Here is a 19,146-nt window from a genome sequence, read left to right as displayed (position 1 = left end):
CTACGCGCACGATCTTGCCGAGCCGCTGGCCGCGCTGATCGTGTCGCTGGCTTCCGGCTATGACGCGATCGTCGCGCCCGCGACCTCGCGCTTCAAGAACGTGATGCCGCGTGTCGCCGCCCTGCTCGACGTCATGCAGGTCTCGGAGATCATCAAGGTGGTCGCCCCCGACACCTATGAGCGCCCGATCTATGCCGGCAACGCCATCCAGACCGTGAAGTCGAAGGATGCCAAGAAGGTCATCACGGTGCGGACCTCGACCTTCGCCGCTGCGGGCGAGGGTGGCAGCGCGCCGCTCGAGACCGTTCAGGCTGCGGCCGATCCGGGCCTGTCGACCTTCGTCGGCGAGGAAGTCGCCAAGAGCGACCGTCCCGAGCTGACCTCGGCCAAGATCATCGTCTCCGGTGGCCGCGCCATGCAAAGCCGTGAGAATTTTGCCAAGTACATCGAGCCGCTCGCCGACAAGCTTGGGGCCGGTGTCGGTGCCTCGCGCGCGGCGGTCGATGCCGGCTATGCGCCGAACGACTGGCAGGTCGGCCAGACCGGCAAGGTCGTGGCGCCCGAGCTCTATGTCGCCGTCGGCATTTCCGGCGCCATTCAGCATCTGGCCGGCATGAAAGACTCCAAGGTGATCGTCGCGATCAACAAGGACGAGGACGCGCCGATCTTCCAGGTTGCCGATTACGGCCTGGTCGCCGACCTCTATCAGGCGGTTCCGGAGCTTACTAACGCCCTTGAGTGATCCCAGCGGCCTGCCGAACACGGGGCGATCCGCAAATTCGATGGAATCTACAGCGGAATCTTAACCGTTGCCTGTAGGCCACCCTTAACGGGTCTTTAGTAGATCCCGTAGCTGGGGAGAGCCAAGGATGCTTCGCGACAGGGTCATTGGACAGATGTTTGCCGCGCTCAGCGCGACGAACGAGGCCATTTTGCGAACTCCTTCTCCGGAAGACCTTTATCGGTCCGTCTGCGAGGCCGCCGTAGACGGAGGGGGCTTCGTTGCCGCGGCCATTCTGCTCGAATCCGACCGGGAGCTTCATCCCGTGGCTGGCGCCGGCGAGGCCTACAAGGTGCTACGCCGTTGCCGGATCGAAACGAGTTCCAGCGCGGCCGAGGGACGAGGATTGGCCGGGAGGCCTTCCGCACCGGAAAGGCGGTCGTAACCAACGACTTTCAGTCTGATCCCAGGTTACAGCTTTGGCACCATCTTGCGGTCGCCATTGAAATCCGGGCGGCCGCGGCGGTGCCGATTAGGCGTCGAGATTGCACTGTCGGCGTCATGCTCGTCTATCTTAGCGAGCCGAATGCAACTACTCCGGACGTCGTGGTTCTGCTCGAACGGATGACAGACAACATCAGGTTTGCACTGGAGAACTTCGATAAGGCTGAAGAGCTTCGGTCCGTCGAACATGCGAGGAACCGTTTATCCTGCATGTATGCATCCCTTTCCGCGATGAATGAAGCGGTTCTTCGAGCGAAGACCCTCGATGAGATGTTCAGTTTGGTTTGCGACGCCGCTTCCGACAGCGGACGCATGTTCGGATCGGCAATATTCCTCCATGATGAGCGCTCGACGAATCTGCGGCTCGTTGCTTGCGCCGGAAAGCAAAACCATCTCTTTCGGGAGACCAGCCTTCCATACGATGCGGATGGTCCGGCATTGGGCCTCCATGGTCCAGCGCTGCGGACCGGAAAACCTGTCATCTGTCTGGACCCCAAGCACGATCCGCGTGCAAGGCTGTGGATCGACCTCATTATCAAGGGCGGCGTGACCAGCCTCGGCTTTATCCGCTCTTCAGGGGAGAGCGCGCGATCGGCGTATTCCTTTTCTCGTGCAGGGACACGGACGACTTCCAGCAGGATGGTGAATCTCTGGATCTTATGGCGCGCATGGCGCAGAATATCACTTTCGGCATTGACATGTTCGCGGAGCATGCGGCGAGAGAAAAGCTCGCGCGAATGCTTGGGGCACTGAGCGACACCAATGAAGCTATCTTGCGCGCCAAGACTCGGGACGAGCTTTACCCCCTTATTTGCGAGACCTCGGCCAGAGGGGGGCAGTTCAATTCGACGACTATTTTCGTCGCGAATTCGAATGGGGACCATCTAGAGGTCGTAGCTCGTTGGGACCGGTCGGTGATCACGCTCGCGAATTGAAGATCCCCGTAAGGGGAGATAGGCCAGAAGTGCATGGCCTGGCTCCGAGCGCCTTTGAACCGGGAAGTGCTGCGTTGCCAACGAGTTTCAGCGGGACGAGCGCACCGCATTCTGGGCCAGGAAGAGCAGGAAAATCGGTTCGGGAGCTTCTTTTCCTCTTCGCGTCGCAGGCGACGATTTCGGCGTTCTCCTGTTTCTTTCGTCCGAGAGTGGCACCTTCACACCGGACTTTGTCGAACTTCTCGAGCGTCTAGCCGGGAGCGTCGCTCTGGCGCTGGAGAAATTCAAGAAGGCGGACGAGAAGCGGCTTGCTGACGAAAGGGTGGCCTATCTCGCTTCGCACGATCTTCTCACCGGGCTTCCGAACAGGGCGACATTTGGTGCTCTATTGCGTGAGGAGATCGAGATTGGTGCACGAGCCGGAGATAGATTTGCGCTGCTGTTCATCGATCTCGATCGGTTCAAGATCATCAATGACTCGCTCGGGCACGAAGCAGGTGATCGTTTGCTCGTTGAAACGGCACGTCGCCTGAAATCGTCTCTGGGAAGCGATGATGTTATCGCGCGGCTTGGTGGTGACGAATTCGTCGCCATCGTGAGAAATTGCGATCCGCGGTCGATCGAGGATATCGTCTCGAGTCTGTTGAGCATCGTCGCCGAGCCCATGCGGATCGACGAGCATAATTGCTATACGACGGCTAGCATCGGCATATCCCTCTTTCCGGATCACGGTGCCGACGAACAGACGCTGTTGAGGAATTCAGATGCAGCGATGTATAGGGTCAAGATGGGCGGCAAGAACGGCTTTTGGGTTCACGATGGATGGGTTGAATCCCCGCCGCTGCAGCCTCAGCCGGCCGACCACGATGAGCGGCGTTCGTCGCGCCGGGGGCGCAGGCAGTCCTTGGCCTGAGATACGGATCGGATTGCCTACCCCGAGGGTCGATCGTCGACAAGCCCATCCGCTGCGACGGTGGCAGATCCCGTCAACTTGACGTCACCGAACTCGTCTTTGGCCACCAGCTTCAGCCGTATTCCATCCGCATTTGCCTCCTCGACCGACCCTTCGCAGGTAATCGTTGCGTGAATCTGCGTTCTCGCCACGAACCTCACTCCATAGGTTCTCAATGCATTTGGCCGCAGCACGTCGGTGAGTGCCTGCCCAAGATAGGCCATGACGAGCATTCCGTGCACGAACACGTCCTCGTATCCCGACGCTTTCGCGAAATCCGAGTCCACATGGATGGGGTTCTGGTCGCCGGAACCGCCGCAATAGAGCGCTAAACGATGCCGATTTATCGGAGAGTAGGTCTTCCGGAATACGCTCGAGCTCGTGACGGGAAGGAATGTCATGGGTGGCACTAGAGGGATCCTGTCTAGTTGCGGAGGGGACTCCATGCGTTGTTAGAATGCCTTCAACGCGCAATCAAGATTTGTACGGTCGTGCGATTGTGGCATAAAGGGCGAGCATCGGCACTCGTTGCTGCAGTGCAGTGGGTTCAGCCACAAGAATTCGTCCTAGGCAGGAAAACGCGATGAAGGCTTCCGCTGAGATACTGAGCCTGGAATTCGCATCCCTCGCGGATGCCATAGGCGCGCATGCTGTCGAGCGCCCGCAGGATAAAGCGCTCATCCTTGGCGAAGAGATGATGGACTACGGAACGCTGTACTCATTGATGCAGCGCGTCGCCTGCTCGTTGCAGCGGGAGGGCGTCGTTCCTCAATCGACCATCGCGATATGCGCCCAGACATCGCTAAACTATGCGCTCGTGCTGTTAGGTGCGGTGATGATGGGGGCTATCGTAGCGCCGCTAGTCACGACTTCCACTCCGGAAACCTTGGCGACGATGGTTTCCGATGCAGATGCGAAATTGCTCTTCGTCGATGGCGCCTCGCGCAGGGCGCTGTCGAGCTTGGTCAGGTCACCGAAAATGGTGGATCTTGAATTTCTCCGAACGGACGAGCCATTCTCCTGGCTCGAGCCGGAAGGCTCTTTGCCGCAGCCGGTGGAGATTCAGCCGGAATGGGCTTTCAACATCCTTTATTCGTCTGGAACCACGGGCGATCCCAAGGGAATTATCCAGACGCACGCGCTTCGATGGGGCGTTCTGCGCCAGCAGGCTGGCCGGGGGTTAGGTTCCTCGACGGTAGCTTTGGCGGCCACGCCACTCTACTCGAATATCACTCTGATGTCGGCCCTGCCCACGCTGGCGCGGGGCGGTTCCGTCGTTCTGATGGACAAGTTCGACGCTGGCGCATTCCTTGCGCTCGCTGAACGGAGGCGAGTGACGTACGCGGTTCTCGTCCCCATTCAGTACCGCCGTATTCTGGACCATCCGTCGTTCGATGCCACAGACCTATCTTCGTTTCAATCCAAGTCCTGCGCGGGAGCGCCCTGTTCGCCAGAGCTCAAACGCGAGATCGCGCAACGCTGGCCCGGTCATTTCTTCGACGTCTATGGCATGACGGAGGGTGGAGCGGTGTGCACGCTCTCGGTAACCGAGCGGCCTGACAAGGTTCATACAGTTGGCAGGCCGCTGCCGGGCCACGAGATATTCATCCTCGACGAGCAAGGAGTGCCTTTGCCCAACGGACAGTACGGCGAGATCGTGGGCCATTCCTACAACATGATGTCGGGATATCACCGGCAGCCGGAGAAGACCCTTGCGGCGGAGTGGCGATCGCCGGACGGACGGCGGTTTATCCGAACCGGCGATGTGGGCTATATCGACGCGGACGGCTTTCTGGTGCTGATCGATCGCAAGAAGGACATGATCATATCAGGAGGCTTCAACATCTATTCCAGCGATCTTGAGGCCGCCTTGAGCACTTGCGCAGGGGTAAGGGAAGCCGCGGTGATCGGCGTTCCGAGCGAGCAGTGGGGAGAGACGCCTGTCGGCTTCGTCGTGCCCAAGGAAGGCTACCTGATCTCCGCAGCTGCTATCCGGGAGGAGGCGAATTCCAGGCTTGGAAAGACGCAGCGAATGTCTGAGGTCATCGTGATTCCCGAATTGCCGCGCAATCAAGCGGGCAAGGTGCTGAAGCGGGATCTCCGCGACCTTCATGCGCGGGAGTGTCAGCCTATCGGAGCGGCTAGAGCCGTGTCTTAGATCTGAAAAGCCCCGTGCCCCGCCATTCTGAGAGCGGAATGCAGGCGAGAGCTTGCAGCTCCCCACGCTTCGGCCCAAGCGCTCGTTGAACGGGGAAAGTCTTCGGTGCTGCACGCTGCGCCAAATATTGCACGATCGTGCGAATAGGGATAGGCTGGTGGCGTCGTAAACATCGCTTGGGAGAAGCGGATGGGGGCATTGAGAAGAATAGACGAGACCTTCGTGGGTCGACGCCGATCGCCGACGTCCATCAAGGTCGAAGCCTCCCAACTGAGGATGTTTCTTCGATCGATCGGTGAGGATCAGCCTATTTTCCACGACCTGGAGGTTGCGCGTGCCGCCGGATTTAGAGGAATCCCGATACCGGCCACATATCTGTTTTGCCTGCACATGTTGAGTGCGAAGGAGCCCTATGAACTGTACCGAGACATTGGCATCGAGCTTGGCCGGCTGCTCCACGGAGAACAGAGCTTCACGTATCGTGCGCAGGTCTGCGTGGGGGACGTTTTGACTTTTGAAGCCGAGATATCCGACGTCGTAGACAAGAAGAACGGTGCGATGACCTTGGTGAGCCAAACAATTCGAGTGAAGAATCAGGACGAGCAGCACGTCGCGGACATGGTGTTGAACACCATCGTGCTCAACCCCGGCTGCGAGAACGCTGCATGAAGCCGTTCAGGGGCGCTGAGCATCGTCAGATCTCCTTCTCCGAGCTCTCTTCGCTCGTCGGTCAGGAATTAGGCTGCTCGGAGTGGGTCGAGATCACTCAAGCCGACGTGGACAAGTTCGCTGACGCCACGGGCGATCACGAATGGATTCATGTCGACGTGCCGCGTGCGACAAAGGCATTCGGGGCGCCGGTAGCGCACGGTTACCTCACTCTGGCGCTACTTCCCATGCTGTCCCAAAGCATGATTGAGACCATAGGAATGCGCAATGGCCTGAATTACGGGCTGGACGGGTGCCGGTTCACCAACATCGTGCATGTCGGGCAGCGGGTCAGGCTTCGACAAATGATAGTCGACGTCACTCCCAGGGGAGACGGGTTCCTCGTCGTCAAGGACGTCTCTATCGAGATCGAGAACGAGAAGCGCCCGGCTCTCGTGGCAGAGGTCTTATTTCTCCTGTTCCCGGAAAGCGGTGGCGATGTGCCGGCCGAGGTAATCAGCAAATAGAGGGGCCCGGTGCAGGGCCAGCCTGTTCGGAGGCCGGTCGGGGAGCATAGCGACGAAGGGGGGGCTCGAGGGTGGACCGGACCTTCCCGAGGGCCGAGGGGACGAAGCCTTGCATCAAACAGCACCGCTTGCGAGCGCCGCCGGCGCTTCACCGAAAGTTGGATTTCCTATGGTCAAGAAATTCGCGGGAAAGCCGGCTTTTCTGCTCGTTCATGGAGCTTGGCATGGCGCCTGGTGCTTTTCCAAGTTAATTCCGTATCTGGAGCGGGCAGGGCATGTCGTGGCGGCGCGCGACCTACTTGGGCATGGCGGGCGCGCCCGGTACCCGAACGCGTTTCGACGCCGTCCGTCCGACGATGAGGCTTTCGCGATCGAGCCTTCTCTGATCGCGGCGGTAACGCTTTCGGACTACGTTTCGGATGTCATGCAGACGCTGGACGCGCTCGTCGGGTTGGGCGGTCCCGTCATTCTCTTGGGGCACAGCATGGGGGGAATTCCCATAACGGCAGTCGGCGAGGCGGCGCCGGAAAAAGTTCTGAAGCTCGTCTATCTGACAGCCTATATGCCCGCGTGCGGTGTCCCGGCGATCGCCTACAGTCGGGCTCCCGAGGCCCATGGCGGCAAGGTGGGGGCCGCAATGAAGGCGGATCCCGCGCGCGTCGGTGCGCTGCGCATCGATCCGCGCTCGACGGACCCCGCCTACATGGCAAACCTCAAGCGGGCGTTTGCGGACGATGTTTGTGATGACGAGTGGGCGGTGGCGCAAAATCTGCTGAGCCCGGATGCTCCCACCCTGCCGTTTGCCACGGCCATCGAAACGACGCGCTCCCGATGGGGATGTATTCCACGAGCGTACATCAAATGTCGCGACGACCTCGCCATCGTGCCCCGCACGCAGGAAAAGTTCGTCGAGCTCGCGGATGAATTTACGCCTCAGAACAAGACCGAGGTCTACGAACTCGACTCGAGCCATTCGCCCTTCATTTCACAACCCGAGAAGCTGGCAGCCACCCTCCTTGAGATCGCGTCCAAATGAGCGCGTCATTCGCAGCTACTTCTTCCGAATTCCCCGATCTGACAGGGGCGGTGGGTTACATCGGGCTTGGTAACATCGGCGAACCAATCGCCACCCGCATAACGGAGGCCGGATTCCGGACGATCGTCTGGAATCGGACCGCTTCGAAGTCGCGCGGCCTTTCCGAGAAGGGAGCCCAAGTTGCGACTTCGCCCGCGGAGATTTCCTCCCGCTGCAAGATCGTCTGCTTGTGTCTGACGAACGTCGAAGCCGTGGAAGCGGTCGTCTTCGGATCAGATGGGCTAGCCACGCGCGCAGGAGTCATGAAGATCCTGATCGACAACTCCACAATCCACCCGGATGTGACGCGCAAAATGGCCGAGAGGCTGCGTAAGAAGACCGGAGCGAAATGGTTGGATTGCCCCGTATCGGGCGGACCGGTCGGTGCGAAAGCTGGCACGCTAGCGGCCATGGTCGGAGGAGACGCCGAGGATCTCGCATCGGCCAGGAACGTGATCGCGAGCTATGCCGGCAGGATCAGCCATATGGGACCCGTTGGGTGTGGACAGGTCGCCAAGGCTTGCAACCAAGTCATTGGTTTTGGAACGATGGCCGCCATCGCCGAAGCACTCGTTCTGGCTCAACGCTCCGGCATTCCGATGGACGTGCTGCCTCAGTCGCTCGCCGGAGGCTTCGCTGACTCGAACGTCCTCAAGGAATACCTGCGCGCGACCACGGCGCGAGAGGCAGCGGGAATAGCAGTGCTCATTCGCGCATTGGTCGATGCGAGGACGGGCATGGCTGGAGATCGATACCGCGATCGGTTCTCCCTGCTGCTGAAGGATATCGCGATCGCTATCGACCTTGGCTTTGCCACAGGCACGGAGACGCCAATGGCGGATCTCGTCGAGCGTCTTTATCGGGACGCCGGCGAATAAGGCGCTCCGTAGAGCGCTACGGGCATGCCGCCACCCCTTGCATCTGCGCTTCAGTCTGGCAAGTCGCTTGCAAATTAGCACGAGTGTGCGAATAATCCTCCAGCCCGCCCGGCGACACGAGGCGGCCGGAGGAGATACGAGGGATGCGACCAAATCTGTTGTCCGCCGCGGGTGCGGCTCTCATTTGTCATTTCTTTGCAACGGCGGCGCTCGCCCAATCCAAATACGATCCGGGCGCATCCGACGGCGAGATCAAGGTCGGCAACATCATGCCGTACAGTGGTCCAGTGTCGGCGTTGTCCATCGTCGGCAAGGCGGAGGCCGCCTACTTCAAGATGATCAACGAGCAGGGCGGCATCAACGGCCGGAAGATAAACTTCATCTCCTATGACGATGCCTACAGTCCGCCAAAGACTGTGGAGCAGGCCCGACGCTTGGTCGAAGACGACGAGATTCTTTTCATGGCCGGCTCGTTCGGGACCGCCGGCAACAGCGCGATTCAGAAGTACATGAATGCAAAGAAGGTCCCCCAGATCTTCATCGCCAGTGCGGCGGACAAGTGGGCCGATCCGAAGCGCTTTCCTTGGTCAATGGGCTGGATGCCGAGCTCCAGGAGCGAAGCCCGTGCTTACGCGAGGTACATCCTCAAGAATATCCCGGACGCGAAGGTCGCAATTCTCTATCAGAACGACGATTTCGGGAAGGAATACCTCATTGGCCTGAAAGAAGGCCTTGGCGAGAAGGCATCTTCCATGCTGGTCGCTGAAGTTGCCTACGAGGTGACTTCTCCGACCATCGAGTCCCAGATCGTCTTGATCAAATCGAAGGAGCCCACGGTTCTCGTGAACGCGGCGACACCGAAGTTCGCCGCTCAGGCGATCAAGAAAGTGGGAGAGCTCGGTTGGAAGCCCGTTCAGTTCTTGACTAACGCATCTTCCCAGTTCGCCAGCGTGTTGAGGCCTGCGGGCCTCGACAACGCGCAAGGAATCTTGAGCGTGCAATACATCAAAGATCCCGCCGATCCAGCGTGGAAGGATGACCCCGACGTGCAGGAATGGCGGGCATTCATGCAGCGCTACTATCCGGATGGGAACAAGGACGACAGCCAAACACTCTGGGGATACGGGGTAGGGAGGGCCATCGCTCAAGTCATCAGGCAGTGTGGGAACGATCTAACGCGTGAGAACGTGATGCGCCAGGCTGCCAATCTCGATTATTACAACGGCGTGACGCTGCCGGGCGTCAAGATCAAGACCAGTCCGACCGATTTCCGGCCGCTCGAGCAATTTCAGATGATGCGCGTCAAGGGCGAGAACTGGGAGCGGTTCGGAGAGATCGTGGGGGAGACATCCTCCGACTAATAGGCGCCCATGCGCTGAGGGCCTCTCCGGCGCTATTGACACAGGATCAATTGGCGTGCCAAGAATTCGCACGAACGTGCAAATATTGCCGCGGCCGCTCCCGCTGGTCATGAGCCTGGCGGGCGAGGCGGCCTCATGATGCACCGACCGGAATGTCTATCGGTCGATGAGACCTCGAAGATGAGGAAAGGGACGGAAATGAGCGAGCTCACCGAAGCCAACACCAGCAAATTCGTCGAACTTGACGGTCTTAAGATCCACTACCACGAAGCAGGTAAGGGCCCTGCCGTCGTTCTGCTGCACGGCGGCGGACCGGGAGCGTCCTCTTGGAGCAACTTCAAGGGAAACATTGGGGAGCTGTCCAAGAAATACCGGGTGATCATGATGGATCAACCGGGCTTCGGAAAGTCCGGGCGCCCGATCTACGAAAATGAGAAGCTGGGTGCATTCGCTGCGCGTGCGCTCCGGAATCTGCTCAAGCACCTGGGTATTGAGAAGGCCCACTTGATCGGAAATTCGATGGGTGGACACGTTTCCATGAAGTTCGCGATCGACTATCCGGAGGCCACGGGCAAGCTCGTGCTGATGGCGCCGGCCATCCAGGTGACGTTCCTGACGCCCGCACCCTCGGAAGGCTCGAAGCACCTTTTCGGGTACTATCGCGGTACTGGTCCGAGCCCGGACAAGATGCGCGCCTTCCTGAATACGCTGGTCTACAACCAGGCGATGGTGACAGACGAGCTGGTGAAGCAGCGGTACGAGATCTCCGCCGAGCCGTCGACGGTCGAATGGACCCAGAAGATGTTCTCCAACCCCGGCCGGTTCGAGGAGCTGTGGCGCGAACTGGACAAGGTGCCGCAGAAGACGCTTCTGCTTTGGGGCCGCGACGACCGTGTCACTCCGCTGGAACGTGCGCTCTTCATGGTCCAGCAGATGCCGAATGCGGAGCTGCACGTGGTCAGCAAGTGCGGCCATTGGGTCATGATCGAACATCCGGAACTTTTCAACCGTCTCTGCCTGGAGTTTCTCGACAGAGAGTGAGGCGTTTCTGGGCGGGCCTCGGCCCGCCCTCCCTTTTTTTAGGAGCCGAAATGGACGTAACTCTCCAGGGGTCGGAAGCCGTCGTCCTGGCGATAACGGAGGTCAAGCCGCGAACGATCGATCGAGCCTTGGCGCTGCTCGAAAATGCCCGTCCGGCGCAATCCGGGTGTGCAGGAGTCTGGCGTACCGACGCCGGCGCGCTCAATCAGATCATCTCGCTGTGGACGGCATCGGACCAGGCGGACGCGGTGCGAAAGAGCTCGGACGTCCTTTCCTCGTTGAATGATATCCGCGTGGGCGGACGGCTTCTGAAGCTGACGGCGGCGCCATTCTCGCCGCCACTTCTGCCGCGGCGATTGGGCGGCATCTACGAATTCCGCTTCTACACTTTCCGGCCAAAATCGTTTGCAGGGATCGTGGACCGATGGCGTGGCGCAATCGGTCAACGTCTAGAATTCTCGCCGCTGCTGGGCGTGTGGTGCGAGGAAGGGGCCTCGGTCGACGAACTGGTTCATGCATGGGCATACGAGGATGCTAACGCGTGGCAGAGCGTTCGTCGGGAGGTCATGGCAAGGGGCGTATGGCCGCCGCCGGCCACAGCAGAATCGAGTGGGGCTCTTCTGCGCCAGACCAGCGTGATGGCGCTCCCAGCGTCTTTCTCGCCGATCCGCTAGAGGCATCGCGTTCGCGGCGGAAGGGTGCGTCAGAATTGTCACTTGCACGATCGTGCGAATAATTTACATTGCCGCCCGTCACGCGCCGATAGAGCGTCCTCTGTAGGGAGGTTTTGAAATGAGACTGACCGTTCGAACGATGCGCTGGCTTGCCTTTGCCTTGGCGACCACGATCGGATTTCTCCCCTCGGTTGGCCGCGCCGGACCGGATCCCCTCCGTATCGCGTATATCGACGATCTTTCGGGGCCCCTTGCGGTGATAGGCGAGCGAGGCTTGAAGCACATCGAATTCATGGCCGAGCGCATAAACCGCAGCGGAGGGGTCGCCGGACATCCCGTCGAGATCGTGCCATTCGACAACGAGAACAACGCGGAAAAGACGCTGATATTGCTCAAACGTGCGATCGATAGCGGCATTGGCGTTGTGTCACAGGGAGCAAGTTCCTCGATCGGATATGCCGTATCCGACATGGTGACGAAGCAATATCGCAGGCAGCCGGACCGTCCGGTCGTGTATTTGGACTGGTCGAATGCGGATCCGGGCCTGACAAACGACAAGTGCAGTTTCTGGCACTTCAGGTTCACGCTCAATAGCGATCAGCAGACCAAGGCCATGATCTCCTATTTGGCACTGAAGAGCGAGGTCAGGAAGGTCTACCTGCTGAATCAGGATTATTCGATGGGGCAGTCCGTCGAGGCCAATCTCAGTGAAGGGCTGCCAAAAGCGCGGCCAGACATCCAGATCGTCGGCACGGAGCGCGTTCCTTTGGGGAAGGTCAAGGATTTCGCTCCGTACGTGGCGAAGATTCAAGCGTCGGGCGCGGATACGGTCATTACCGCGAACTTCGGGCCCGACTTGTCTTTGTTCGCCAAGGCTGCCTCGGCAGGAGGACTCAAGGCTACGCTCTACACCTTTTATGGCAATACGCCGGGCATGGCGTCGGCCCTACGAGCCGAGGGCAAGGGGATGGTGAATGTGGCTGAGTGGAATAGTCACGTAAAGGCTCCCGAGTTAGAAGCGCTTGCTGCCGACTACAAGGCCAAGAACAAGGCGGATTTCGCGTATTGGCGCATGGCGCTCCAGATGATCATGCTTCAGAAGGCCGTCGAGAAGGCCAATTCAATCCAACCGCTTGCGATCGCCACCGCCCTCGACGGGCTCGTGTATCAATCGCCAATCGGCCCGATCATCATGCGCAAGTCTGATCACCAGGTGGTGGAGCCTGTTTACGTCTCGGTGTTCGCCGACGATGCGAGAGTTGATCTCGAGGGAACAGGCTTTGGCTTCAAGATGATCGGCGCGATCGACGCATCTGAGGTGGATGTGCCTACGAGCTGTCGGATGAACGGACCCAAGTCATGACCGCTCCAAGAGCCGCCTCGCAGGAGCGCATATGCAGCTCATAACGGTATCCCTCTTGAACGGAGTTTTCTACGGCCTGCTGCTCTTCATGCTCGCAAGCGGTCTCACGCTGATCTTCAGCATGATGGGAGTGCTCAACTTCGCTCATGGCGCGTTTTACATGCTTGGCGCCTATTTTGCGTTTCAGGCCGGCAGGTGGATAGGCTTTTGGCCGGCATTGATGATCGTGCCGTTGGTCGTCGGCACCTTGGGAGCGGCTGTCGAGCATTGGGGTCTTCGCAGGATCCATCGGTACGGTCATGTGCCCGAATTGCTGTTCACATTCGGCCTTGCTTTCGTCGTGCACGAAGTCGTGCAGGCGGTCTGGGGACGTTTGCCGGTGAACTACCCGGTCCCGCCGAGCCTTTCGTTTCCGGCGTTCAGCGTCTTTTCGGCCGAGTTCCCCGCCTACCGCTTGTTCATGATGGCCGTGTCGCTTGCGCTGTTCGGAGCTCTGAGGCTGGTCCTGACCCGCACACGGATCGGTCTTCTCGTGCAGGCCGCCTTGGTGCAGCCGGATATGCTTTCGGCTCTCGGACATAATGTACCCCGCATTTTCGCGCTCGTGTTCGGGCTTGGCTGCGGGATGGCCGGTTTGGCTGGCGTCATCGGCGGCAACGCCTTCGTAACCGAGCCGGCAATGGCGGAATCGATCGGTACGATTGCGTTCGTGATCGTGGTCATCGGCGGATTGGGATCTCTGACCGGCGCCTTCATTGCTTCGCTGCTGGTCGGCATTGTTCAAACGTTCTGCGTCGCGAGCAGTCTGACGATCGGCGGGCTGTTGGGGTATGTCGGCGTAATTCCTCGAACCGTCTATGGGGATCTGTTGCGGATCAGCTTGCCGAACTTGGCTCCGCTGTTGCCTTACGCGCTGCTCGTCTTGACGCTGGCGATCAGGCCGCGAGGTTTGATGGGACGGCGCGAATGAGCATGGCCATATCGACCGGGAGAGCGGGGATATTTCCTTCGGTCCGCGGCCCCCGGGTCGCCCGAACATTGGTGATCTGGTTCATATCGGCACTTGCGTTTCTTTGCGTGCCGGCTTTCGTCCACACCGATTTCCTTCCGGCGCTCCTGGCCCAGGCGGCGATCGCGGCCGTGTTCGCACTGTCGTACAATATGTTGTTCGGGCAGACGGGGCTTTTGTCCTTCGGCCATGCTGTTCTCATGGGGCTCGGCGGCTTCGCGACGGTGCACGGCATGCGTGCCATTGGCGCACACGATTTATTCGTGCCGCTGCCCGCGATGCCCATCGCCGGCGCCTTTGGCGGCCTCCTGGCCGGTGTACTCTTCGGTTGGCTTGCCACCCGTCGAGCAGGTACGGCGTTTGCCATGATTACCTTGGGCTTCGCCGAACTCGTGGCTGCGACCGCCTCCGTATTCCCCAGCATCTTCGGCGGAGAGCAGGGCGTCAGTGTGGACCGAACAACATTGCCGCCGTTCATCGGACTGGATTTCGGGCCTCCCGTCCAGGTCTATTATCTCACCATTGCGTGGTCATTCGCCTGTATCCTTGGCATCTATGCGCTGACCCGAACCCCGCTCGGCCGGCTCGCCAATGCGACACGCGACAACGCCGAGCGGGTGGCGTTCAACGGCTTTGATCCGACGCGAATTCGCTTCCTGATGTACGCATTTTCGAGCCTTTTCGCCGGCGTCGCGGGAGCGCTTTATGCGATCAACTACGAGATCGTGACGTCGCAGAGCCTCGGAGTTCACGCTTCCGGGATGGTCCTGGTCATGACGGTCGTCGGCGGAGCAGGCCAATTCGTCGGCCCGGCCATAGGGGCCGTGTTGATCACAGTGCTGCAGGTCGTCGTCGGTTTCTATACCGACGCGTGGCTGCTCTATCTTGGTTTGATCTTCATGATGACCGTATTGTCTGCGCCGGAAGGGATCTGCGGCCTGATTGCAAAGCACCGACGCGCATTTGCGCCGAGAGTGCTGGCTAGAACATTCCCTGCGGCCGCAATTCTCGCGATCGGCGCGCTTTTGATCGGCACTGGATCTGTCGTGCTGGTCGAATTGAGTTGGCGCATTGCCGGCCTTACCGATGACAAGACGCTTCACATGGCCAGCCTCGTGCTTCATCCATCCCAGCTTCGCAGCTGGGCGTTCGGGACCGTGCTGACGTTGTGCGGCCTGCTGCTCATCCGTCACTTTCGATCGGTCATAGCGAGCCGTTTCGCCGCGCCAGTCATGGGCGAGAAAGGTGCCGCGAGATGACGCCGGTGCTACGTCTGGACAACGTCCGAAAAAGCTTCGGGCCCGTAGAGATCATGCGGGGAGCGACACTTGAGGTCGAGCCGGGCGAAATACATGCGATCATCGGACCGAATGGCGCGGGAAAGTCGACCCTGTTCAATCTCATCAGCGGACGTCTGTCCGTCTCGTCGGGAACGATCGAGTTCAAGGGAGAGAATCTCGAAGGACTGAAGCCATTCGAGATCTTCAGACGGGGATTGAGCAGAAGCTTCCAGGTCTCGAATATTTGTCCGCGGTTGTCGGTATTCGAGAACGTGCGATGCGCGCTGCTTTGGCGCTACGGTTGGCGCTATACGTTCTGGAGGAGCATTGACGGGCTTCCTGACGTCAATCAACGGGCAGAGGATGTCATAGAGGAGATCGGCCTGTGCATGCGGGCAGCCGAGCCGGCGGCGGTCCTCACCTACGCCGAGCAGCGTGCTCTCGAGATTGGCGTTACGATCGCTTCGGGTGCGGATCTCATCCTTCTCGACGAGCCGACGGCGGGAATGAGCGCACAGGAAGCCGAGCAAGCGGTGGCGCTGATTCGGCGCGTCAGCGAGAGACGCTCGCTGGTGCTGATCGAGCACGACATGAATGTGGTGTTCGACCTGGCGGATCGAATTTCCGTGCTCGTATACGGTCGCATCATCGCGACGGGGCGGCCAGAGGAGATCAGGAACGATCCCGCGGTAAAGGAAGCCTACCTTGGGACGACCCATTGATGCTTACGGTCAGGCAACTTAACGCCTTCTACGGCAAGAGTCACATCCTACGGGGCGTGGATCTCGACCTCGAGAAAGGCGAGATCGTTGCGATGTTGGGGCGGAATGGCGTAGGCCGTTCGACCACACTGAAGGCGATCATGGGGTTGGTTCACAGAACCGGCTCAGTCAGGTTCGACGGCAAAGAGACGGTCGGCTACCAGCCGTTTTCGATCGCTCGGTTGGGCCTGGGGTTTGTACCGGAAGATCGGGCGATCTTTTCGAACCTGACTGTCGCACAAAATCTTTTGCTGGGCCTGAAGTCGGGAAGGCCGTCAGAGCGCTGGACACTCGATGATACTTGGCAGGTCTTCCCTCGTCTGAAGGAGCGTGAAGATACGCCGGCCGGAGTCCTCTCTGGCGGTGAGCAGCAGATGCTTGCGATCTGTCGTACTCTCATGGGAGGACCGCAGGCGATCATGATCGATGAGCCGACGGAAGGACTCTCTCCTCAGATGGTGGAGCGGGTCGGCGAAATTCTTCTGCGGATCGCGCAACGTGGGATTTCGATATTGCTCGTCGAGCAAAAGCTTGCGATCGCGCTTCGCATTTCACAAAGAGTCTACGTCATGGGGCAGGGGCGGATCGTTTTCAGCGGCTCAGTTGGCGAGTTCGCAAGAGACGGTAACGTTGCCAAGCAGTGGCTCGAGGTATGACATCGGCCGCATTGGGTCAGCGAGACATTCGTGTCTGCGACCTTCCCGTTCGATTCACGAGCAGCAAGGAAGCAGATGAATCAAGCCTCGGAAGAGGGGAGCGTAAAGATCGAAGCTCGCGGGCAGATTCTGCTCATCGCTATCGATCGTCCCAGGAAGCTGAACGGCTTCTCCGCGAAAATGTTGACCGAATTGGCACAGGCTTACGAGCGTCTGGAGAAAGATCCATCGATGTTCTGTGGCCTGCTCTACGCCGAGGGAGCAAACTTCACCTCGGGCATCGATCTGGCGAAGTTCGTGGACAAGATGGCGCGCGGACAACGCGCGTTGCCGTTTCCCGAGGGAAAGATCGATCCATGCAGCCTCAGGCGTCCGTTCCGGACCACCCCGTTGGTCGTGGCCGTGCAGGGGATCTGCTTCACGATCGGCATCGAATTGATGTTGGCCGCCGATGTCGTCGTCGCGGCTGACGACTGCCGCTTCGCCCAGTTGGAGGTGAAGCGGGGGATCATGACGGCTGGCGGCCCGACGATTCGGATGGTCGAGCGCGCCGGCTGGGGCAATGCCATGCGATACCTGTTGACCGGCGACGAGTTCGACGCCGCGACCGCGTTCAGGCTTGGTCTGGTTCAAGAGGTGGTACCAGCCGGGACCCAGTTCGATCGCGCCTTGAACATAGCCGAAAGGAGCGCCGCCCAGGCTCCCTTGGCCGTATCCGCCACCATTGAAAACGCCCGCACGGCCGTCGAGCTCGGACCGGAGGCCGCGGTCGCACAGATCATCCCCACCCAGCAGAGGCTGCTCGCTTCAGAGGATGCGAAAGAGGGGGTGAGAAGCTTCGTGGAACGTAGGGTGGCAAAGTTCGTCGGCAAATAGTCGAGCAGTTTGGTTGTCTCAGGAGGGCATATGGGCGAGTTCATAAAGACCGAAACGGCGGGGCGGACCCTGACCGTTACCATGCAGCGTCCCGACGTCATGAACGCATTGCATGCGCCCGCATGCCGCGAGCTTTCGGCGGTCTTGGACGCTTTTCAGGCCGACCCGGATCTTTGGATCGGCATAATCACAGGTGCCGGAGACCGCGCGTTCTGCGCCGGTCATGACCTGGCGGAAGGCTTCGATGACCCGATGCCACCTACCGGCTGGGCCGGCATGGCCGAACGGAACGATATCACAAAACCGCTCATCGCGGCCGTGAACGGCCTCGCCTTCGGCGGCGGCTTCGAGGTCGCGCTGTGCTGCGACGTCGTGGTGGCAGATGAGCGCGCGATCTTCAGCATGAGCGAGCCGCGTGTCGGCTTTGTTGCGCTCGGCGGAGGCGTTCAGCGGCTCGCAACCCGGCTTCCGAAGTCGATCGCCATGGAACTGCTTCTCACCGGTCGTCGCATGACCGCAGAGGAAGCCCTGGGCTGGGGTATCGTTTCACGCGTCACGGCGGCCGGAGAGGTCATGGCTACAGCGAACCGTCTCGCCGAGGAGATGCTCAAGTGCTCCCCCTTGGCCTTGCGCTACACCAAGGAGCTCGCATACGAGCCGATGGATGGAAGCGAAGCTACCGCTCGGATCGCAGCCGGCCGAAAGCGGGTAGGGCCCGCATTGCGGGGCCTGGAAGATACCAAGGAGGGAATCGGGGCTTTCCTTGAAAAGCGCTCGCCGATCTGGCGCGGTCGTTGAACGGATCGCCCATCGCAACCTTCAGTTATCCTTTGAGGTGCAAGAGTTTGAGGTGCAAGAGGGAGCCGGAGACTGCAATGGCGCAGGCACGCAGTGTGGGGCGATGTCCGGGATCCGGCGATCAAGACAGGTCGCCCCTATTGAGGGGCTCGGCCGAGCTTTTACTGAGACCAACTTGTCCGCAACGGCGCGAGTTCCGGAGCCCGGAAATCGGCAGCTCGACTAGGCGGCCGCCTTACCTCGACGGGACAGCACGGTGAGTTCTCGCGAACCGTCGACGTCGGCTTTACGCTCGCCGGTTTCCGTTTCAAGGCGTTCGAAGTATTGCTCGAGTAGCTTCCGGCAGTGGGCCTGGCTCCTTTTGTCGGGCTGAAGTATCTGCCGCACCATGAGGCCATGTGCAAAGATAAGGAGCTGCTCGGCCGTATCTGCCGGGTCGAGCTGCTCCGGCAGTTCATTGCTCTTGACGGCCTCCTTTACCAGCTTTGTCCAGAACGCCTGCTGCTTCTTGAACCAATGGACCTGATGGTTGCGGAGCTCCTCGTTCCTCGAACCGTAAACCGTGTAGTTCATCCAGAACCGCCAGAAACGGTCGTTCGGCTCGTGCAGAATATACCCGAAGGCAAATCCCTTCAGCCGTTCAAGCGGCGTGTGCGAAGAGTCCGCATCCGGGAGTGTCTTCTGATAGGCCGCCTGGAGCGCTTCCATGACCAGCCTTTCCTTATTGCGGAAATGATAGTTGATCGTCCCGGTGCTGACTTTCGCCCTCGTCGCGATCTGCCGCATGCTGGCTGCATCGATGCCGAATTCGGAAACGACCTTGTAGACGGTCGTCAGCAGATCGGCTTGCCGGGCGATTCTGCCTGGACGCTTCTGCGGTTTTTTTGCCGTTTTGGCCATGATGTTCCTTCCGCCCGGGAATCCGGCGA

20 protein-coding genes and 1 pseudogene are annotated in these 19,146 nt (G+C 59.9%); 19 read left to right on the top strand and 2 right to left on the bottom strand.

The genetic code is table 11. The annotated features are described in order from the left end of the window. The 4 genes and pseudogenes from MOV74_RS00955 to MOV74_RS00945 form a co-directional block, all read left to right on the top strand. Positions 1–742, top strand: a 742-nt coding sequence (locus MOV74_RS00955; protein ID WP_246916658.1) for an electron transfer flavoprotein subunit alpha/FixB family protein, incomplete at its 5' end; no start/stop codon positions are given. Between the two features lie 342 nt (positions 743–1,084). Next, positions 1,085–1,978, top strand: a complete 894-nt coding sequence (locus tag MOV74_RS00950) for a GAF domain-containing protein (protein WP_246916655.1) — start codon at positions 1,085–1,087, stop codon at positions 1,976–1,978. A 252-nt stretch (positions 1,979–2,230) separates the two neighbouring features. Then, a pseudogene (locus MOV74_RS41190) lies at positions 2,231–2,428 on the top strand (GAF domain-containing protein); the annotation flags it as partial. A 54-nt stretch (positions 2,429–2,482) separates the two neighbouring features. Beyond that, positions 2,483–3,073 (top strand): GGDEF domain-containing protein, encoded by a 591-nt coding sequence (locus MOV74_RS00945; RefSeq protein ID WP_246916652.1) that lies wholly within the window; start codon positions 2,483–2,485, stop codon positions 3,071–3,073. A 17-nt stretch (positions 3,074–3,090) separates the two neighbouring features. On the opposite strand, the gene MOV74_RS00940 is transcribed toward MOV74_RS00945, so the two are convergent. Beyond that, a complete protein-coding gene (locus MOV74_RS00940; RefSeq protein ID WP_246916650.1) occupies positions 3,091–3,513 on the bottom strand; it encodes a MaoC/PaaZ C-terminal domain-containing protein in 423 nt (140 codons plus the stop codon). A 182-nt stretch (positions 3,514–3,695) separates the two neighbouring features. Between MOV74_RS00940 and MOV74_RS00935 the strand changes: the two genes are divergently transcribed. The 15 genes from MOV74_RS00935 (at position 3,696) to MOV74_RS00865 (ending at position 18,217) form a co-directional block, all read left to right on the top strand. Further along, positions 3,696–5,270: a class I adenylate-forming enzyme family protein gene (locus MOV74_RS00935; RefSeq protein ID WP_246916647.1), complete on the top strand. Its 1,575-nt coding sequence runs from the start codon at positions 3,696–3,698 to the stop codon at positions 5,268–5,270. A 189-nt stretch (positions 5,271–5,459) separates the two neighbouring features. Then, positions 5,460–5,939, top strand: coding sequence for a MaoC family dehydratase N-terminal domain-containing protein (locus tag MOV74_RS00930; protein ID WP_246916644.1), 480 nt, complete (start codon positions 5,460–5,462; stop codon positions 5,937–5,939). Further along, entirely contained in the window at positions 5,936–6,445 is a 510-nt protein-coding gene (locus MOV74_RS00925) for a MaoC family dehydratase (RefSeq protein ID WP_246916642.1), read from the top strand. The genes MOV74_RS00930 and MOV74_RS00925 overlap by 4 nt, the downstream gene beginning before the upstream one ends. A 169-nt stretch (positions 6,446–6,614) precedes the next feature. Further along, positions 6,615–7,481: an alpha/beta fold hydrolase gene (locus tag MOV74_RS00920; RefSeq protein ID WP_246916639.1), complete on the top strand. Its 867-nt coding sequence runs from the start codon at positions 6,615–6,617 to the stop codon at positions 7,479–7,481. Next, entirely contained in the window at positions 7,478–8,398 is a 921-nt protein-coding gene (locus tag MOV74_RS00915) for an NAD(P)-dependent oxidoreductase (protein ID WP_246916629.1), read from the top strand. Before MOV74_RS00920 ends, MOV74_RS00915 begins: the two co-directional genes overlap by 4 nt. A 143-nt stretch (positions 8,399–8,541) precedes the next feature. Then, positions 8,542–9,759 (top strand): ABC transporter substrate-binding protein, encoded by a 1,218-nt coding sequence (locus MOV74_RS00910; RefSeq protein WP_246916627.1) that lies wholly within the window; start codon positions 8,542–8,544, stop codon positions 9,757–9,759. Between the two features lie 198 nt (positions 9,760–9,957). Beyond that, on the top strand, positions 9,958–10,800 hold the full coding sequence (locus MOV74_RS00905) for an alpha/beta fold hydrolase (protein WP_246916625.1): 843 nt from the start codon (positions 9,958–9,960) through the stop codon (positions 10,798–10,800). A 50-nt stretch (positions 10,801–10,850) separates the two neighbouring features. Then, complete coding sequence (locus MOV74_RS00900) at positions 10,851–11,474, top strand: NIPSNAP family protein (protein WP_246916623.1); 624 nt, start codon at positions 10,851–10,853, stop codon at positions 11,472–11,474. 118 nt (positions 11,475–11,592) lie between these two features. Continuing rightward, positions 11,593–12,837, top strand: coding sequence for a branched-chain amino acid ABC transporter substrate-binding protein (locus MOV74_RS00895; protein ID WP_246916620.1), 1,245 nt, complete (start codon positions 11,593–11,595; stop codon positions 12,835–12,837). Positions 12,838–12,868: 31 nt separating this feature from the next. After that, on the top strand, positions 12,869–13,807 hold the full coding sequence (locus MOV74_RS00890) for a branched-chain amino acid ABC transporter permease (RefSeq protein ID WP_246916618.1): 939 nt from the start codon (positions 12,869–12,871) through the stop codon (positions 13,805–13,807). Next, entirely contained in the window at positions 13,804–15,105 is a 1,302-nt protein-coding gene (locus tag MOV74_RS00885; protein WP_246916616.1) for a branched-chain amino acid ABC transporter permease, read from the top strand. Before MOV74_RS00890 ends, MOV74_RS00885 begins: the two co-directional genes overlap by 4 nt. Continuing rightward, a complete protein-coding gene (locus MOV74_RS00880; RefSeq protein ID WP_246916614.1) occupies positions 15,102–15,848 on the top strand; it encodes an ABC transporter ATP-binding protein in 747 nt (248 codons plus the stop codon). The genes MOV74_RS00885 and MOV74_RS00880 overlap by 4 nt, the downstream gene beginning before the upstream one ends. Next, entirely contained in the window at positions 15,848–16,543 is a 696-nt protein-coding gene (locus MOV74_RS00875; RefSeq protein WP_246916669.1) for an ABC transporter ATP-binding protein, read from the top strand. Before MOV74_RS00880 ends, MOV74_RS00875 begins: the two co-directional genes overlap by 1 nt. Positions 16,544–16,573: 30 nt before the next feature. After that, positions 16,574–17,419, top strand: a complete 846-nt coding sequence (locus tag MOV74_RS00870; RefSeq protein ID WP_246916612.1) for a crotonase/enoyl-CoA hydratase family protein — start codon at positions 16,574–16,576, stop codon at positions 17,417–17,419. Positions 17,420–17,449: 30 nt separating this feature from the next. Next, on the top strand, positions 17,450–18,217 hold the full coding sequence (locus MOV74_RS00865; RefSeq protein ID WP_246916610.1) for an enoyl-CoA hydratase-related protein: 768 nt from the start codon (positions 17,450–17,452) through the stop codon (positions 18,215–18,217). Between the two features lie 222 nt (positions 18,218–18,439). Here MOV74_RS00865 and MOV74_RS00860 read toward each other — a convergent pair whose 3' ends face one another. After that, positions 18,440–19,117 carry a TetR/AcrR family transcriptional regulator gene (locus MOV74_RS00860; protein ID WP_246916608.1) on the bottom strand — a complete coding sequence of 226 codons (678 nt, stop codon included), beginning with the start codon at positions 19,115–19,117 and terminating at the stop codon, positions 18,440–18,442. Positions 19,118–19,146 lie beyond the last annotated feature (29 nt).

This window comes from Bradyrhizobium sp. SHOUNA76 (assembly GCF_023006445.1).
GTDB lineage: Bacteria > Pseudomonadota > Alphaproteobacteria > Rhizobiales > Xanthobacteraceae > Bradyrhizobium.
Note: the sequence above shows the minus strand (reverse complement) of the source record. Positions and strands in the feature narration are given on the sequence as shown.

Bases quoted from the DNA above. Each gene is read 5' to 3' on its own strand.
- MOV74_RS00935 (WP_246916647.1), top strand. From the start codon at position 3,696: ATGAAGGCTTCCGCTGAGATACTGAGCCTGGAATTCGCATCCCTCGCG.
- MOV74_RS00875 (WP_246916669.1), top strand. From the start codon at position 15,848: ATGCTTACGGTCAGGCAACTTAACGCCTTCTACGGCAAGAGTCACATC.
- MOV74_RS00890 (WP_246916618.1), top strand. From the start codon at position 12,869: ATGCAGCTCATAACGGTATCCCTCTTGAACGGAGTTTTCTACGGCCTG.
- MOV74_RS00905 (WP_246916625.1), top strand. From the start codon at position 9,958: ATGAGCGAGCTCACCGAAGCCAACACCAGCAAATTCGTCGAACTTGAC.
- MOV74_RS00895 (WP_246916620.1), top strand. From the start codon at position 11,593: ATGAGACTGACCGTTCGAACGATGCGCTGGCTTGCCTTTGCCTTGGCG.
- MOV74_RS00865 (WP_246916610.1), top strand. From the start codon at position 17,450: ATGGGCGAGTTCATAAAGACCGAAACGGCGGGGCGGACCCTGACCGTT.
- MOV74_RS00930 (WP_246916644.1), top strand. From the start codon at position 5,460: ATGGGGGCATTGAGAAGAATAGACGAGACCTTCGTGGGTCGACGCCGA.
- MOV74_RS00920 (WP_246916639.1), top strand. From the start codon at position 6,615: ATGGTCAAGAAATTCGCGGGAAAGCCGGCTTTTCTGCTCGTTCATGGA.
- MOV74_RS00940 (WP_246916650.1), bottom strand. From the start codon at position 3,513: ATGACATTCCTTCCCGTCACGAGCTCGAGCGTATTCCGGAAGACCTAC.
- MOV74_RS00860 (WP_246916608.1), bottom strand. From the start codon at position 19,117: ATGGCCAAAACGGCAAAAAAACCGCAGAAGCGTCCAGGCAGAATCGCC.
- MOV74_RS00915 (WP_246916629.1), top strand. From the start codon at position 7,478: ATGAGCGCGTCATTCGCAGCTACTTCTTCCGAATTCCCCGATCTGACA.
- MOV74_RS00925 (WP_246916642.1), top strand. From the start codon at position 5,936: ATGAAGCCGTTCAGGGGCGCTGAGCATCGTCAGATCTCCTTCTCCGAG.
- MOV74_RS00910 (WP_246916627.1), top strand. From the start codon at position 8,542: ATGCGACCAAATCTGTTGTCCGCCGCGGGTGCGGCTCTCATTTGTCAT.
- MOV74_RS00900 (WP_246916623.1), top strand. From the start codon at position 10,851: ATGGACGTAACTCTCCAGGGGTCGGAAGCCGTCGTCCTGGCGATAACG.
- MOV74_RS00885 (WP_246916616.1), top strand. From the start codon at position 13,804: ATGAGCATGGCCATATCGACCGGGAGAGCGGGGATATTTCCTTCGGTC.
- MOV74_RS00880 (WP_246916614.1), top strand. From the start codon at position 15,102: ATGACGCCGGTGCTACGTCTGGACAACGTCCGAAAAAGCTTCGGGCCC.